11 protein-coding genes are annotated in these 14,910 nt (G+C 69.4%); 10 read left to right on the forward strand and 1 reads right to left on the reverse strand.

Annotation, left to right across the window (positions count from 1 at the left end):
• Window positions 1–63 precede the first annotated feature (63 nt).
• The 10 genes from ABZ564_RS13350 to ABZ564_RS13395 all read left to right on the forward strand — a co-directional run bounded on the left by ABZ564_RS13350 (window position 64) and on the right by ABZ564_RS13395 (window position 13,287).
• Entirely contained in the window at window positions 64–2,352 is a 2,289-nt protein-coding gene (locus tag ABZ564_RS13350; RefSeq protein WP_360854410.1) for an Ig-like domain-containing protein, read from the forward strand.
• A 188-nt stretch (window positions 2,353–2,540) separates the two neighbouring features.
• The gene (locus tag ABZ564_RS13355; protein ID WP_360854413.1) at window positions 2,541–3,500 is read left to right on the forward strand and encodes a dihydrodipicolinate synthase family protein; all 960 of its coding nucleotides are present in this window, start codon (window positions 2,541–2,543) and stop codon (window positions 3,498–3,500) included.
• Window positions 3,500–5,485 (forward strand): ABC transporter substrate-binding protein, encoded by a 1,986-nt coding sequence (locus tag ABZ564_RS13360; RefSeq protein WP_360854416.1) that lies wholly within the window; start codon window positions 3,500–3,502, stop codon window positions 5,483–5,485. The genes ABZ564_RS13355 and ABZ564_RS13360 overlap by 1 nt, the downstream gene beginning before the upstream one ends.
• A gap of 18 nt (window positions 5,486–5,503) precedes the next feature.
• Entirely contained in the window at window positions 5,504–6,505 is a 1,002-nt protein-coding gene (locus ABZ564_RS13365) for an ABC transporter permease (RefSeq protein ID WP_360854419.1), read from the forward strand.
• Window positions 6,506–6,511: 6 nt separating this feature from the next.
• Window positions 6,512–7,663, forward strand: coding sequence for an ABC transporter permease (locus ABZ564_RS13370; protein ID WP_360854424.1), 1,152 nt, complete (start codon window positions 6,512–6,514; stop codon window positions 7,661–7,663).
• 9 nt (window positions 7,664–7,672) lie between these two features.
• Entirely contained in the window at window positions 7,673–8,731 is a 1,059-nt protein-coding gene (locus tag ABZ564_RS13375) for an ABC transporter ATP-binding protein (RefSeq protein ID WP_360854427.1), read from the forward strand.
• On the forward strand, window positions 8,728–9,786 hold the full coding sequence (locus ABZ564_RS13380) for an oligopeptide/dipeptide ABC transporter ATP-binding protein (RefSeq protein WP_360854430.1): 1,059 nt from the start codon (window positions 8,728–8,730) through the stop codon (window positions 9,784–9,786). The genes ABZ564_RS13375 and ABZ564_RS13380 overlap by 4 nt, the downstream gene beginning before the upstream one ends.
• Window positions 9,783–10,895 carry a sialidase family protein gene (locus tag ABZ564_RS13385; protein ID WP_360854433.1) on the forward strand — a complete coding sequence of 371 codons (1,113 nt, stop codon included), beginning with the start codon at window positions 9,783–9,785 and terminating at the stop codon, window positions 10,893–10,895. Before ABZ564_RS13380 ends, ABZ564_RS13385 begins: the two co-directional genes overlap by 4 nt.
• Window positions 10,892–12,313 (forward strand): DUF5060 domain-containing protein, encoded by a 1,422-nt coding sequence (locus ABZ564_RS13390; RefSeq protein ID WP_360854436.1) that lies wholly within the window; start codon window positions 10,892–10,894, stop codon window positions 12,311–12,313. The genes ABZ564_RS13385 and ABZ564_RS13390 overlap by 4 nt, the downstream gene beginning before the upstream one ends.
• 38 nt (window positions 12,314–12,351) lie before the next feature.
• The gene (locus ABZ564_RS13395; RefSeq protein ID WP_360854439.1) at window positions 12,352–13,287 is read left to right on the forward strand and encodes a DUF5605 domain-containing protein; all 936 of its coding nucleotides are present in this window, start codon (window positions 12,352–12,354) and stop codon (window positions 13,285–13,287) included.
• A gap of 1 nt (window position 13,288) precedes the next feature.
• On the opposite strand, the gene ABZ564_RS13400 is transcribed toward ABZ564_RS13395, so the two are convergent.
• Window positions 13,289–14,773: an extracellular solute-binding protein gene (locus ABZ564_RS13400; RefSeq protein WP_360854441.1), complete on the reverse strand. Its 1,485-nt coding sequence runs from the start codon at window positions 14,771–14,773 to the stop codon at window positions 13,289–13,291.
• Window positions 14,774–14,910: the final 137 nt, after the last annotated feature.

The raw sequence follows: 14,910 nt of genomic DNA on the forward strand, positions 1-14,910 counted from the left end.
GCGCACCGGAACCGCACGTACGGCGCGCCGGACCACCTTCCACTCGCCGAGGAGAGCAACGTCATGACCCCACTGAACACCACCGCAGCCACGGGCAAGAAGAAGGGCGAAGCGATGGCCCGCCGCGCCTTCGTCGTCGGAGCCGGTGCGCTCCTGAGCACCGCGGCGCTGCGGGTGCCGACCGCACAGGCGTCGGAGAAGCTCGCCGCGGCGGCCGAGGCGGCAGGCGATGTCCTCGCCTTCCCCGGCGCCGAGGGCGGCGGCCGTTACGCCACCGGCGGCCGCGGCGGCTCGGTCTACGAGGTCACCACCCTCGCCGACTCCGGGCCCGGCTCGCTGCGCGACGCCGTGTCCGGCAGCGACCGCACCGTCGTCTTCCGCGTGTCCGGCAACATCGAACTCAAGGGCGGACTCGACATCACCGGGTCCAACCTCACCATCGCGGGCCAGACGGCCCCGGGCGACGGCATCTGCGTGGTCGGCAACGAGACCAAGGCCAACGGGGTCGAGAACATCATCATCCGGCACCTGCGCTTCCGCGGGACGGACATGCTCGGCACCGCGATCGACACCTTCGGGATGGAGAGCTGCCGCAACGTCATGATCGACCACTGCTCGTTCAGCTGGGCGGTGGACGAGTGCTGCTCCGTCTACGGCAACGAGAACCTCACACTCCAGTGGTGCATCATCGCGGAGGGGCTGTCGGTCTCCGTCCATCCGAAGGGCCGGCACGGCTACGGGGGGCTGTGGGGCGGCGACAACGTCACCTATCACCACAACCTGCTGATCCACCAGGGCGGCCGCAACCCGCGCTTCAGCTTCGTCGAGGACGTCCCCACGCGGACCGACCACCGCAACAACGTCATCTACAACTACGGCTACACCTCCTGCTACGGCGGCGAGTGGGCCGACGGGGTCAACATCGTCGGCAACTACTACAAGCCGGGCCCCAACACCCTGGCCGAGATCGCGCCCGTCATCATCTCGCCCGACCGCGGCGGGAGCTGGCACGTCGAAGGCAATGTCGTGGAGGGGCAGGCGGAGGTCACCGGCGACAACGGCCGGGGCGTCAAGTTCCCGCTCGGCGGCGTCACGTTGCGCGAGGAGCCCTTCGAGGTCCTGGACCCGATCCCGTCGCAGACCGCCAAAGAGGCGTACAAGGCGGTGCTCGACGGCGCAGGCGCCCTGCTGCCGCGCCGCGACGCGACCGACGCCCGTCTCGTCGCCGACGCGCGCAACGGGACCGGCCGCATGATCAATTCGCAGAAGGAGGTCGGCGGCGTTCCCCCGCTCGCCTCCGCCGATGCTCCGAAGGACTCCGACAAGGACGGGATCCCCGACGCCTGGGAGAAGCAGCACGGCCTGAAGGGCCAGGACGCCACCGACGGCAGCGCCATCGACCCGGCCACCGGCTACAGCAACCTGGAGCTGTACCTGAACTCCCTGACCCGTACCGGGGCCGCCAACCCGGTGGTGAGGCTGACCGCCCCGGCGATCGACGCGGTCCACACCTCGGACACCGGGGCCCACGACATCACCTTCCGTGCCGAGGCGGAGGCCCAGGACGGTGCGACCATCGCCTCCGTGGTCTTCTTCGCCGACGACAAGCAGGTCGGCGAGGCGACCTCGGCCCCCTTCGAGGCGGTCTGGAAGAACGCCCCCCAGGGCACTCACCACCTCACCGCGCGTGCCACCGACTCCACCGGCACGTCCACCACCTCCAGCATGGTGCCCGTCCACGTCGACCGGGTCGGCCCGCTCGGGAACTGGACGGCCGTCGACATCGGCGCGGTGCCCATCCAGGGCGGATCGGCCCTGGCCGGCAGTTCGTTCACGCTGCGCGGCTCGGGCAAGCTCCGCGGCCGTTCGGACTCCTGTCACTTCGTGTACCAGCAGGTCGATGCCCCCGGCGACGAGGTGGTGGAGCTGATCGCCCGCCTCGACTCGGTCAGCGACGTCTACCAGGAGGTGCTCGGCGGCCTCATGATCCGGGAGAACCTCACGCCGGACTCGCCGTTCAACCTCATCGGTGTCCACCTCGGGGACGGCGGCCACAAGGGCGTCGTCAAGCGCATCCATTCCCACGGCACCGAGATGAGCGTCGGTACGTGGCCCTACGAGGAGGACGAGGTGCTCGACGCGAAGCCGTACTGGCTGCGCATCACCCTGCGCGGCGACGAGTTCACCTCGGAGATCTCGCCCGACTCGCTCCAGTGGACCCGCATCGGCTACGAGCGGATCCCCATGGGCGACAAGGTCTACGTGGGCATGTTCGTGGACGGGAACAAGGAGGCCAACGGCGTCGCCCACTACACGACCGCCAAGTTCAGCCAGGTGAAGATCAACCGCTGACCGTACGCCCGGCCTCCCCGGGCCGCGGAGAGACGTCCGGACGCCTGTGAAGACAACTGGTATGCCGCAGGTCGACCACTGCTGACTGAACATCACGTGCACGGACTATTGCCTCTGTCGAAAGGGTTGACGACCGATGTCACACTCAAGAGACTCGTGGCATTCCACCGACATACCGCGAGGAATCGATGCCGACACATGAGCTCCACGGGATCATCGCTCCCACCGTTCTGCCCATGGACGAGAAGGGGTGCCTTGCGCGGAAGTCACTGGAACGCCACCTGACCGGACTGATCGAGGCCGGGATCCACGGACTGTGGATCAACGGAACCACGGGCGAGTTCCACGCCCTGGACCACGACGAGCGGGCGCTCGCCGTGGCCGTCGCCGCGGAGGTGGCGGGCGGCCGGGTACCGGTCATCGCCCATGTGGGCGACGCGGCAACCGCTGTGACGGTACGTCACGCACGCTCCGCCATGGCCGCCGGAGCCGACGAGATCGCCGTCATCGCCCCGTACTTCGCCGGATACGGCAAGGAGGAGCTCCGCGACCACTACCGCGCTGTCGCCGACGCCGTGGGCATCCCCGTCCTCGCATACCACATGCCCCAGCTCACCCGGTCCGCCCTGACCGTCGACTGCGTCCTCGAACTCACCCGCGAGGGCGTGCTCTGCGGCATCAAGGACAGTGCGGGCGACATGAGCTGGCTGCGGCAGCTGCTGCGCCGCGGCGCACGGCAGGGGGTGGAGGTGCGCTGTTTCGCCGGCGGGAGCAGTCTGACCGACGTCTCGCTCTTCGCGGGGGTGGCAGGCGCCACCACCTCGCTCGCCAACGTCACCCCCCGTCTGCTGGTCGACCTCTACGAGTCCGCCCGTGCCGGGGACTGGCAACACGCCCGGAGCCTCCAGGAACAGCTGGAGGACCTGCTCGATTCCATGCGCGAGGCCCGCCGCGAACCGACGCTCGCCGCGCTCGTCGCAACCTTCAAGTTCGTCCTGGCGGCCCTCGGCCGCATCGACGAAGCCCACGCCGCCGAGCCGCTGGCACGCCTGGACGACGAGGAGCGGGGCCGGCTGGCCGCGACCGTCGTCCCCAGGGTCCGCGAGCTGGAAGAGGCGGCACGTACACGCAAAGGAGCGTGGACCTGATGACTGACCGCACGCCATCCCCCGACCGGCGTTCGCTCCTGCGGGCGGGCGGTGGCCTGTTGGTGGCCGCCTCGCTGTCCGGCTGCGGGTTCTTCGACACCGAGCCGGACGGCGCGGGAGCGGCGACCGGTGTCAAGGGCAAGGAAGCACCCGCGCTGAAGAAGCTCGCGGACGCGGGGAAACTGCCCAAGGTCGCCGACCGGCTTCCGGCCGCCCCGATGAAGGTGACCCCGCTGGAGAAGTCCGGCACCTACGGCGGCACCTGGCACTCGGCCATGATCACGCAGGAAGACGTGATGTGGCTGCACTACAGCATGGGTTACGAGCCGCTCGTCGCCTGGGGCCCCACCTGGCAGGGCATGACGAAGACGGAGCTCCTTCCGAACGTCTGCGAGAAGTACGAGGTCAAGCGGGGCGGCGCGGAGTTCGTCTTCACCCTGCGCAAGGGCCTGAAGTGGTCCGACGGCCGGCCGGTGACCACGGACGACTTCGCCTTCGCCTTCCACGACTACAACGTCGACCCGGACCTCCACCCGGGCGGCGTCTACGACCTGTGGATGTCGAAGTCCGGGAAGAACGCGACGTTCGAGGTGGTCGACGACCACACCGTCCGTTACGTGTACGAGGAGCCCAAGCCCGGCTTCCTGGAGGAGATGGCGGGCACCTCCGGCATCGTCATGCTGCTGCCGGCCCACTACATGAAGCAGTTCCACCCCAAGTACGGAAAGACCGCGGACGCGCTCGCGAAGAAGGCCGGCCTGAGCAGTTGGGCCGACTACCTTCCGCTGCGCGCCGACTGCTGGGCCAACCCTCGACTTCCCTCCCTCAACGCCTGGGTGTCCAAGAACGAGGTGGGCAAGGGCAGCAGCCTGGTCGCCGAGCGCAACCCGTACTACTGGAAGGTCGACCCGGACGGGAGCCAGCTCCCGTACATCGACAAGGTCGTCGTGGAGAACATCCAGGACGTCGAGGTCGAGGTGCTCAAGGTCACCAACGGCGACCTCGACATGCAGCTCACCCACTTCGGGACGATCCGCAACAAGCCGGTGATCTCCCGCAACCGGAAGAAGGGTGCCTACCGCCTGATCGAGGTGAAGTCGGCCCTCGCCAACACGATGATCATCGGGTTCAACCAGACCCACTCCGACCCCAAGAAGCGCAAGCTCTTCGCCAACAAGGACTTCCGGATCGGCCTGTCGTACGCCATCGACCGGAAGAAGATCATCGACACCATTTACGGCGGCCAGGGCGTCCCCTGGCAGTGCGGACCCGCGGAGGGCGACGAGCTCTACAACAAGCAACTCGGCAGCCAGTACACCGAGTACAGCGTCGACCGTGCCGCCGAGTACCTCGACAAGGCCGGCTTCACCCGCCGCAACGGCGACGGCATCCGCCTCACCAAGGACGGCGACCCGGTCGCCTTCACCGTGCTGGTCGTCTCCGACCAGCCGGACCAGGTGGACGCCTGCGACCTGATCCGCGGCGACTGGGCGAAGGTCGGCGTCAAGGCCAACATCCAGCGGCTCGCCGAGACCCTGTACTGGGAGCGCGTCGAGGCCGGCGAATCCGAGGCCGCGACCTGGCAGGGCGGCTCGTTCGACCTGCGCACCGGCTCCGGCGGCAACCACTACTACCTGCCGACCAACCCCCGCGGCTCCTCCCGCTTCGGCGGCAAGTGGGCCGAGTGGTACACCAGCGAGGGCAAGTCGGGCGAGAAGCCGCCGGCCCGCATACGCGAGCAGCTCGAACTCAACGACAAGCTGCGGGGCACCTTCGACGCCGACGAGGCGCTGGACCTGGCCAAGAAGATCCTGGCGATCACCCAGGAGGAGTTCTACTACATCGGGATCTCCACCCCGCCGTCGGAGTACGGCATCGTCCGCAACAACATGTTCAACGTGCCCAAGGAGTTCAGCGCGGCGGTGGCGCACCAGGCCCCCGGGCCGAGCAATCCCGCGACCTACTTCTTCTCCGGCAAGGCCTGACCCGGACGGGGGACACCCATGCTCTCGTTCCTCTCCCGCCGTGTCATGTGGATGGTCGTCACCCTGTGGGCGGTCTCCCTGGCCTCCTTCTTCATCATCAGCCTGCCGCCCGGTGACTACGTCTCGACTCTCCAGGCCGAGGCGGAGAGCCGCGGCGAGATGATGAGCGCCTCCCAGCTGTCCGCCCTGCGTTCCCGCTACGGCCTGGACCAGTCCTTTCTCGCCCAGTACTGGAAGTGGATCTCCAACATCGTCTTCCACGGGGACTTCGGGCAGGCGTTCGCCTGGAACAGCCGCCCGGTATCCGACCTCATCTGGGACCGCGTCGGACTCTCCTTCTTCCTCTCCGTCTCCACCCTGCTGTTCGTCTGGGCCATCGCCTTCCCGATCGGGATATTCTCCGCGGTGCGCCAGTACTCGGCCGGCGACTACCTGGCCACGTTCTTCGGCTTCTTCGGCATGGCCGTGCCCGAGTTCCTGCTCGCCCTCGTCTTCATGTGGGCCGGCATGCGGTTCTTCGGGACGAGCCCCGGCGGCCTGTTCTCCCCCGAGTACCAGGACGCCGCCTGGAACCTGGGCAAGGTGCTCGACCTGGGTGCCCACCTGTGGCTCCCCATCGTCATCATCGGGCTGTCCGGTACCGCCGGCCTGATCCGCATCACGCGCGCCAACCTCCTGGACGAGCTGTACAAACCGTACGTCGTCGCGGCGCGCGCCCGCGGGATGCCCGAATGGAAACTGCTGCTCAAGTATCCGGTCCGGATGTCCATGAGCCCGTTCTTCTCCACCGTCGGATGGCTGCTGCCGGGCCTCATCAGCGGCGAGACCATCATCTCCATCGTCATGAGCCTGCCCACCACCGGACCGCTCCTGCTGAGCGGGGTGGAGAACCAGGACATGTACCTCGTGGGCAGCTTCATCCTGATCCTGTCCACGCTCACCGTCATCGGGACTCTGATCAGCGACCTCGCCCTCGCCTGGTGGGACCCCAGAATCCGGCACCGCTACGAGGGAGGGTGAGCCGCCGTGCTGACCAGGAACCACAAGCCGGCCGCACCGCCGGCCGAGGCGGACCCGGAGCTCGAATTCGACGCCGCGGCCGCCAGGAGCTCTCCCTGGCGGCTCGTGTGGCGCAAGTTCCGCAAGCACAAGCTGGCCGTGGCGGGCGCCGTGGTCGTACTCCTCGCGTATGTCGTGGTCGTCTTCGCCGAGTTCCTCGCGCCCACCTCCTCCAGCACCAGCGACTCCACGCTCACCTATGCCCCGCCCCAGATGGTCAAGGTCGACCTGAGCTGGTCCGACGGACTGCAGATGTATGTCAACGGCTACCGCACCGAGCGGGACCCCGAGACCTTCGAGCAGATCCACACCCTCGACCCCGACCTGCGCGTCCCCCTGAGGTTCCTCCCGCGCGGGGACTCCTACGAGATGTGGGGGATCATCCCCTGGGACCGCCATCTCTTCGGCGCGGCCCACGCCAAGGACAAGGTCTTCCTGCTGGGCAGCGACCGGCAGGGCCGTGACCTGCTGTCCCTGATCATCCAGGGCTCGCGGGTCTCGCTCTCCATCGGCCTCATCGGGGTCGCGGTGAGCTTCCTGCTCGGCCTGCTGTTCGGCGGCATCTCCGGCTACTACGGAGGCGCCCCCGACACTCTCATCCAGCGCGTCATCGAGTTCCTGATGGCGATCCCCACCCTGCCCCTGTGGCTCTCGCTCTCCGCCGCCGTGCCGGCCGACTGGGGGCCCATGATGCGGTACTTCGCCATCACCACCATCCTGTCCGTCCTCGGCTGGACGGGCCTCGCCCGCGTCGTGCGCGGACGGTTCCTCTCGCTGCGCGAGGAGGACTTCGTGACGGCTGCGCGGCTGGACGGCTGCGGCCGCATCCGGATCATCTTCCGGCACATGGTCCCGTCGATGTCCAGCCATGTCATCGCCTCGCTCACCATGGCGGTCCCGGCGATGATCCTCGGCGAGACAGCCATGAGCTTCCTCGGGCTGGGCCTCCAGTCGCCCGCCGTGAGCTGGGGCGTCCTGCTCCAGGAGGCCCAGAACGTGCGGACGCTGGAGACGGCTCCGTGGCTGCTGATACCCGGCGTCGCGGTCTTCGTGACCGTGCTCGCCATGAACTTCGTCGGTGACGGGCTGCGGGACTCCGCGGACCCGTACAAACAGTAAGGGGGCGTGATGCCGACGACAGAGGCATCGCGGGAGCGTCGGCAGACGCCACCGCGGCAGAACATTCTCGAAATCGAGGGTCTGCACACGCAGTTCGAACTCGATGACGGCATCGTGCAGGCCGTCAGCGGCGTCGACCTCGCCATCGCCCGGGGTGAAGTCCTCGCCGTGGTGGGGGAGTCGGGCTGCGGAAAGAGCGTCATGGCACGCTCCGTGCTGCGTCTCGTGGACCGGCCCGGAAGGATCACCGGCGGGCAGATCCGGGTGCGCACCGACGACGGCACGGCCGACATGGTGAGCGCCGCCCCCGAGACCGTCCGGGAGGTGCGGGGCAAGCGGGTCGCCATGGTCTTCCAGGAACCGATGTCCTCGATGAGCCCCATGCACACGATCGGCAACCAGATCGGCGAGGCGATCCGGCTCCACGAGCGTGTCACCAAGGCCGAGGCCCGTGCCCGCGCCGTCGAACTCCTCGGCCGCGTCGGCATCCCCGCACCCGCACGGCGCGTCGACGAGTACCCGTTCCAGATGAGCGGCGGCATGCTGCAGCGCGTCATGATCGCCATGGCGCTCTCCTGCGGTCCGCAGCTGCTCATCGCCGACGAGCCGACGACCGCGCTCGACGTCACCACCCAGGCCCAGATCCTCGACCTGCTGCGCGGCCTCCAGGAGGAGACCGCGATGGCGGTCATGCTGATCACCCACGACCTCGGGGTCGCCGCCCAGATGGCCGACCGCGTCGCCGTGATGTACCTGGGCACCGTCGTCGAGGAGGGGCGCGTCGAGGACGTGTTCCGGGCGCCGCGCCATCCGTACACCAGAGCGTTGCTGCGCTCGGTGCCCAGGCTCGGGTCCGGATCGCGTGAACGACTCCGGCCGGTACGGGGCATGGTGCCCCATTCCTACCGGCGGCCCTCAGGATGCCCCTTCCACCCGCGCTGCGACGAGTTCATGGCCGGCCGTTGCGACGTGAGGGTCCCGGAGCCGCAGCGGGACCGGGACCGTCCGGGCGCGGTGAGCTGCCTGCTGTACGAGGAGCACGAGGAGCACGAGGAGACCACACCATGACGGCACCGCCCTCCGAAGCCACGGCCCCGGCCACGGCCACCGAGACCGCCCCGCTGCTGCGGACCCACGGCCTCACCAAACACTTCCCCATCCGGCGAGGGCTGCTGGGCCGCGCCGTCGGCCGGGTACGCGCGGTCGACGGAGTGGACCTGACCGTCCCGGCAGGCCGCACGGTGGCCCTGGTGGGGGAGTCGGGCTGCGGCAAGAGCACCCTGGGCCGCTGCCTGATGCGGGTCTTCGAACCCACCTCGGGCGAGATCTCCTACCGTCGCACCGACGGCACGGTGATCGACCTGGCCAAGCTCGACGAGCGGGCCCTCAAGCCGTACCGCAGCGAGATCCGGCTGGTCTTCCAGGACCCGTTCGCCTCCCTCAACCCCCGCATGACCCTGCTCCAGATCATCGGCGAGCCCCTGCGCGTCAACCTCGGCCTCGGCACCGCCGAGACCGAGGAACGGGTCGCCGAGCTCCTGCGCCGCGTCGGGCTGCGCCCCGAGTACCTGCGGCGCTACCCCAACGCCTTCAGCGGCGGCCAGCGCCAGCGCGTCGGCATCGCCCGTGCCCTCGCCCTCGCCCCGCGCATGGTCGTGGCGGACGAGGCCGTCAGCGCGCTCGACGTGTCGGTGCGGGCGCAGATCCTCAACCTGCTGAAGGACCTCCAGGACGAGTCCGACCTGACGTACCTGTTCATCTCCCACGACCTGGGCGTCGTGGAGTACATGGCCGACGAGATCGCTGTGATGTACGTGGGCAAGGTCGTGGAGACGGGGGCGACCGACGAGCTGTACGGGCAGCCCCTGCACCCCTACACCGAGGCCCTGCTGTCCGCGGTGCCCGAACCCGACCCGGGGGCGCGCCGCCGGGAGCGCGTGGTGCTGCGCGGTGAGGTGGCCGACGCCTCGAACGTGCCGCAGGGCTGCCCGTTCCACCCGCGCTGCTTCTACGCGCGCGACCGCTGCCGCACGGAGGTGCCGGCGCTGCGGGAGATCGCACCCGGCAGGACATCGGCCTGCCACTTCGCCGAAGAACTGGAACTGAAGGGATGCCGGGCATGACGGGAACCGAACAGGGGAGGGGGGCGGCGCACGACCCGAGATTCGATGGCGTGCTGCGGCCCCGGCCGGGCGATCCCGGTGTGCGGGAGGCGCTGCTGCCCGCCCCGCACCCGGGCGACAGCCACTCCGCGAGCCTCCTCGAACTCGACGACGGCGACCTGCTCTGCGCCTGGTTCAACGGCCCCGACGAGGGCGACCGCGACACCAATGTGGTGCTGTCCCGGCTGCCGCTCGGCGGCGACCGCTGGACCGCGGCCATGGCCATGTCCGCCGACCCGGACCGCTCCGAGCAGAACCCGGTGCTCGACCAGCGGCCGGACGGCACCGTGTGGCTGTTCCACCCGTCCAACGAGCCGCACGACCAGAAGACCGCGCACCTGGTCGCCCGCACCTCGCACGACGGCGGCCGCACCTGGGACCCCCCGCACATCGCCCACGAGGGACCGGGCGTCTTCGTACGCAACCCGCCGCTCGACCCCGGTGACGGAAGCCTGCTGCTGCCCGCCTACCGCTGCCGCGCCGAGGGGGAGCACAGCACCGTCCTGATCAGCGAGGACGAGGGCGCCTCCTGGAAGGAGTACGACGTCGAGGGGAGCGACCACCTGGTCCAGATGAGCGTCGTCCGGCGCGTCGACGGTTCGCTGCTCGGCCTGCTGCGCAGCCGCGCCGCCGACCGCATCCACGCCACCGTGTCCACCGACTCCGGACGCACCTGGAGCAGGGCGGTGCCGACCGAACTGCCCAACAACAACTCCGGCGTCCAGGTCACCCGGCTCGACAGCGGCGCCCTGGCACTGGTCTACAACCACGCGAGCCTGGAACGCGGCGAGTTCCGCTGGGTCGGTGAGGGTGAGGGCCGCCGCCGGAAGGCGCTGCGCACCCCGCTCACGGTGGCCCTCTCCGACGACGACGGCCGCACCTGGCCGGTGCGCCGCGACCTCCAGTGCGCCGACGACGAGTACTGGGAGGCCGGCGAGTTCGGCTACTCCTACCCCTGCGTCATGCAGAGCCGCCGCGACGGACTGCTGCACATCGCCTACTCCTACCTCCGCAGGACGATCAAGCACGTCACCGTCTCCGAGGACTGGGTCAGGGAAGGACACTCATGACCACCGCCACCACGGTGGAGCGCTGGGGCACCTTCGAGCTGACGCTCGACGGCCCGGCCGACGGGAACCCCTTTTGCGACGTCGAGTTCGGCGCGGAGTTCCGCCACGGCCACCGGGTGGTGCCCGTCGACGGCTTCTACGACGGAGACGGCGTCTACCGCGTCCGGTTCATGCCGGACAGGGAGGGCCCCTGGACGTACACCACGCGCTCCGGCACCCCGGCCCTCGACGGCACCGCGGGCGGCTTCACCTGCACCCCGGCCGGCCCGGGCAACCACGGCCCGGTCCGGATCGCGGGCCCGAGGGCCTTCCGATACGCCGACGGCACCCGGTACCTGCCGTTCGGCACCACCTGCTACCACTGGACCCACGACGAGGACCTCAAGGCGGAGGAGGAGACACTGCGCACCCTCGCCGCGTCCCCCTTCAACAAGGTCCGCATGTGCCTGCTGCCGACGCTCGACATGGCACCGCCCCGGCTGGTCTTCCCCGGCCTCGGGCCGGGCCGGCCCCGGCCCGGCGAGCTGGACAGGTCCCGTTTCGACCCGGCGTTCTTCGCCCACTTCGAAGCACGGGTGCGCGACCTGCTGGAGCTGGGCGTGGAGGCCGACGTCATCATCCTGCACCCGTACGACAAGGGGCACTGGGGTGTCGACGACATGAGCCCCGAGGAGGACCTGTTCCTCGTCCGGTACGTCGTCGCCCGCCTCGCCGCCTACCGCAACGTCTGGTGGTCGGTCGCCAACGAGTACGACTTCAACAAGGCCAAGACCGTCGAGGACTGGACCCGCATCGGCCAGTACGTCCAGCGCCACGACCCGTACCAGCACCTGCGGTCCATCCACAACGGCACCCGGATGTACGAGTACGAGCAGATCTACGACTTCCGCCACGCCTGGACCACCCACCAGTCCATCCAGCACTGGGACGCCCGGGAGGCCCCCGAGTGGCTGCACCGGGTGCGAAAGCCGGTGGTGATCGACGAGATCGGCTACGAGGGGGTGCTCGGACGCCGCTGGGGCAACCTCTCGGGCCGGGTGCTGCTGCGTCAGTTCTGGCACGGTATGGCCGCGGGCGCCTATGTCGGACACGGCGAGTGCTTTCCCGAGCAGGATCCGGACGGCTGGGCGTGGATCTCCCGGGGTGGCCGACTGCACGGCGAGATCCCGGCACGCATCGCGTTCCAGCGCCGGCTGTGGGAGGAGTCGCCCGACGCGCGGTTTTGGTACTTCGGCGACCGGCTGCACCGCCATCACGACGTGGAACTGCCCGACGACGGTGTCCCCCGGGTCCTGGACCTGATCGACACCTGGAACATGACGGTGAGTCCGCTGCCCGGCGGGCCGCACCACGGCACGGTCCGCGTTCCGACGGACCACCGGCCGGACCTGGCCCTGCGTATCCGGAAGGCGACATGACAACGCACTCTGCGGCTCCGCGCACGGACCACGGGCCCGTGCGCGTACACGGAACCCGCTTCCGGCACGAGGACGGCACCCCCTTCCATCCCTTGACCACCAGCGTCCCGCAGGCCGACGAGAAGACCCTGCGGGCCCTGAAGGAAGCCCCGTTCACCAAGGTGCGGCTGCTCGACCACGCCCTCCCGCTGGACGTCCTCGATCACCAGGTCGCGGCGCTCGGCGCACTCGGCCTGCAGGCGGAGGTGATGCTGGACGGCCGGGACATTCCCCGGACCGTCGCCCGGCTGGCGGGCCGGTCCAACGTCTGGTGGTGCGCGCCCCCCGACCACGAGGCGCAGACCGATGTGCAGGAGCACGACCACGGACACCATCCGCTCACCGTGCACGGCCCGCCCGGGACCGACTTCGGCGCCCCGTGGATCACGCACGCCTCGGTCGCGCACCCGCAGACGCGGGCCGTGTCGGGCCTGGTGCGGGATCTGTGCAAGCCGGTCCTCGTCGACGACTGCGGTGCCGAGGGCGACGACCCAAAGGATCCGGAGCGTGCCCTGCCCGGAACGGAACTGCTCTGCCGCCTCTGGGAGGCGGTGTGCCGCGGAGGCTACGGCGGGCACGCCGAGGCGTGGGGCGAGGACGCCTGGAGCGACGGCGGCGGGCGGCTGAGCGGCACCGCCGTGGAGCGGGTCGCCTTCCTCGGGGATGTGCTCGGCACGGCCCCGGCGGCCCTCGGCCACACTCCCGAGACGTACGACGCCTCGACCTTGGAGGCGCCCGGCGAGTACGTCCTGCAGTATCTCGGACCGCACCGCTACCCCAGGCGTTCCTTCTCGCTGCCCGGCGGCACCTGGAGCGTGGAGGTCCTGGACACCTGGAACATGTCGGTGCGGGCGCTCGACGACGCCGGCGGCGACCGGGTGACGGTCGAACTGCCTGCGGAGCCGTACCTCGCGATACGGCTCCGCAGGCGGTGACTCACCAGTCGAAGCCGGCCGCCACCTGGGACTTGATGTAGGCGGGGATGTCGGTCTTCTCGGTGATCTCCAGCGCCGAGGAGACCTTCAGACCGTCCCGCAGGACGTGCTGCCGGAACACCATGTACAGGGGCAGGTCCCAGAACTCCGTGTTCTCGTAGTCCCGCACGACGGCGTTGTCACTCCAGAAGACAGCCGAGGTGTCGATCCTGTCCAACTCGGGGATCGCGGTGCCGAAGGCGGCCTCGACGGCGCCCGAGCGCAGCGCGGGCTTCAGGGCGTGCCGGGACAGCTCGGTCTGGCCCTCCTGGGACACCAGCCACTTCAGGACCTGGAGTGCCTGGGCCTTCTTGGAGGACTGCGGCGGCAGGAACGCGGCGATGGTGTTGGGCTGGTAGCCGGCGTTGTCGCCGCTGCCGAGCACCGGCACGGACGTGATGCCCAGGTCGATCTTCTTGGCCAGCTCACGCCACTCGTCCGCGTCGTCCTCCTCCAGGTACAGCGAGCTTCCCGCGTACGCGGGAAGCTTGCGGAGGTTGTCCACCGCCATCGCCACGCTGCCGGTGGTGAGGTAGTCGTCCACCGTCGTGAAGATGTTGTGCGGGTGGAGCAGGAAGCGCTCCAGGTTGCTGCCGAGCCGCTGCCAGCCCTCCGAGGTGATGTTCACCTTCACGTCCTCGGGCGCGGGCGTGCCGCCCTGCCCGGGCACGAATGGATACAGGCCGAGCTGGTTGAGCTCCAGGTACTGGTCCGGATGCTGGAGGTACCCCTTGTACGCGACCAGGTCCTGCTCGAAGGTCAGCTTCTTGGCGAGGCGGAAGGCCTCGTCGTAGGTGACGCCGTTGGCCGGGGGCCTCAGACCCTTCTTGTCGAAGACCTTCTTGTTGTGGAACAGGATGTATTCGTCCAGGAACACCGGCACCCCGTACAGGCCGCCGTCCGAACGGGCCCTGATCTGGGCGACGGCGCCCGGGTTGAGGGAGCCGAGGTCGATGCCGGTGGCCCGCAGGTCGTCGGTGAGGTCGCGGGTCCAGCCGCGTGGTTCCAGATCGCGGTCGATGCGCCGGCGTGGGTCCTCCAGGATGATGTCGGGAACGATGCCCGCCTTGTCCAGGTCCTCGTACCGGATCGGCTGGTCCCAGGCCACGGCCTTGATCTTGAGGCCGGGGAAGGCCGCGCGCATCGCGTCGCCCACGACCGTGTCGAAGAAGCCGGGGTACTCGAACGGCTTGTAGTTGGCCATGAAGACGAACAGCTCGTCGTCGCAGACCTCGAACGGCTCACCGTACTTGTTCGGGATGGTGGTGCACGAGGCGCCGGACGCGGAGGTGGTGACCCGCGCGGTGGTGGCGCGGGCCTGGGCCGGAGTGGAGGCGCCGATGCCGACTCCGGTGAGCGTCGCGGCGCCGACCGCGGCGGCGGCCCCGCCGACGAACTTCCGCCGGCTCGGCGGCTGCTGCTCACTCTGCTGCGGGTGCGGGGTCATACGTGTGCCTCTCCTTCTAGGGGGAATCGCCGACGGGCCAGACGAGGGGGCCGGCAAGGAACGCCACTGGTATGCCAGGCGAATGCCACCATGGTTCACCTGACAGTTCGAACGGTCAACAGTGCCTACAGAAAAGG

It is taken from the genome of Streptomyces sp. NPDC019224 (assembly GCF_040632605.1).
Classification (GTDB): domain Bacteria; phylum Actinomycetota; class Actinomycetes; order Streptomycetales; family Streptomycetaceae; genus Streptomyces.

Bases quoted from the DNA above. Each gene is read 5' to 3' on its own strand.
- ABZ564_RS13400 (WP_360854441.1), bottom strand. From the start codon at position 14,773: ATGACCCCGCACCCGCAGCAGAGTGAGCAGCAGCCGCCGAGCCGGCGG.
- ABZ564_RS13350 (WP_360854410.1), top strand. From the start codon at position 64: ATGACCCCACTGAACACCACCGCAGCCACGGGCAAGAAGAAGGGCGAA.
- ABZ564_RS13385 (WP_360854433.1), top strand. From the start codon at position 9,783: ATGACGGGAACCGAACAGGGGAGGGGGGCGGCGCACGACCCGAGATTC.
- ABZ564_RS13390 (WP_360854436.1), top strand. From the start codon at position 10,892: ATGACCACCGCCACCACGGTGGAGCGCTGGGGCACCTTCGAGCTGACG.
- ABZ564_RS13380 (WP_360854430.1), top strand. From the start codon at position 8,728: ATGACGGCACCGCCCTCCGAAGCCACGGCCCCGGCCACGGCCACCGAG.
- ABZ564_RS13360 (WP_360854416.1), top strand. From the start codon at position 3,500: ATGACTGACCGCACGCCATCCCCCGACCGGCGTTCGCTCCTGCGGGCG.
- ABZ564_RS13365 (WP_360854419.1), top strand. From the start codon at position 5,504: ATGCTCTCGTTCCTCTCCCGCCGTGTCATGTGGATGGTCGTCACCCTG.
- ABZ564_RS13375 (WP_360854427.1), top strand. From the start codon at position 7,673: ATGCCGACGACAGAGGCATCGCGGGAGCGTCGGCAGACGCCACCGCGG.
- ABZ564_RS13355 (WP_360854413.1), top strand. From the start codon at position 2,541: ATGCCGACACATGAGCTCCACGGGATCATCGCTCCCACCGTTCTGCCC.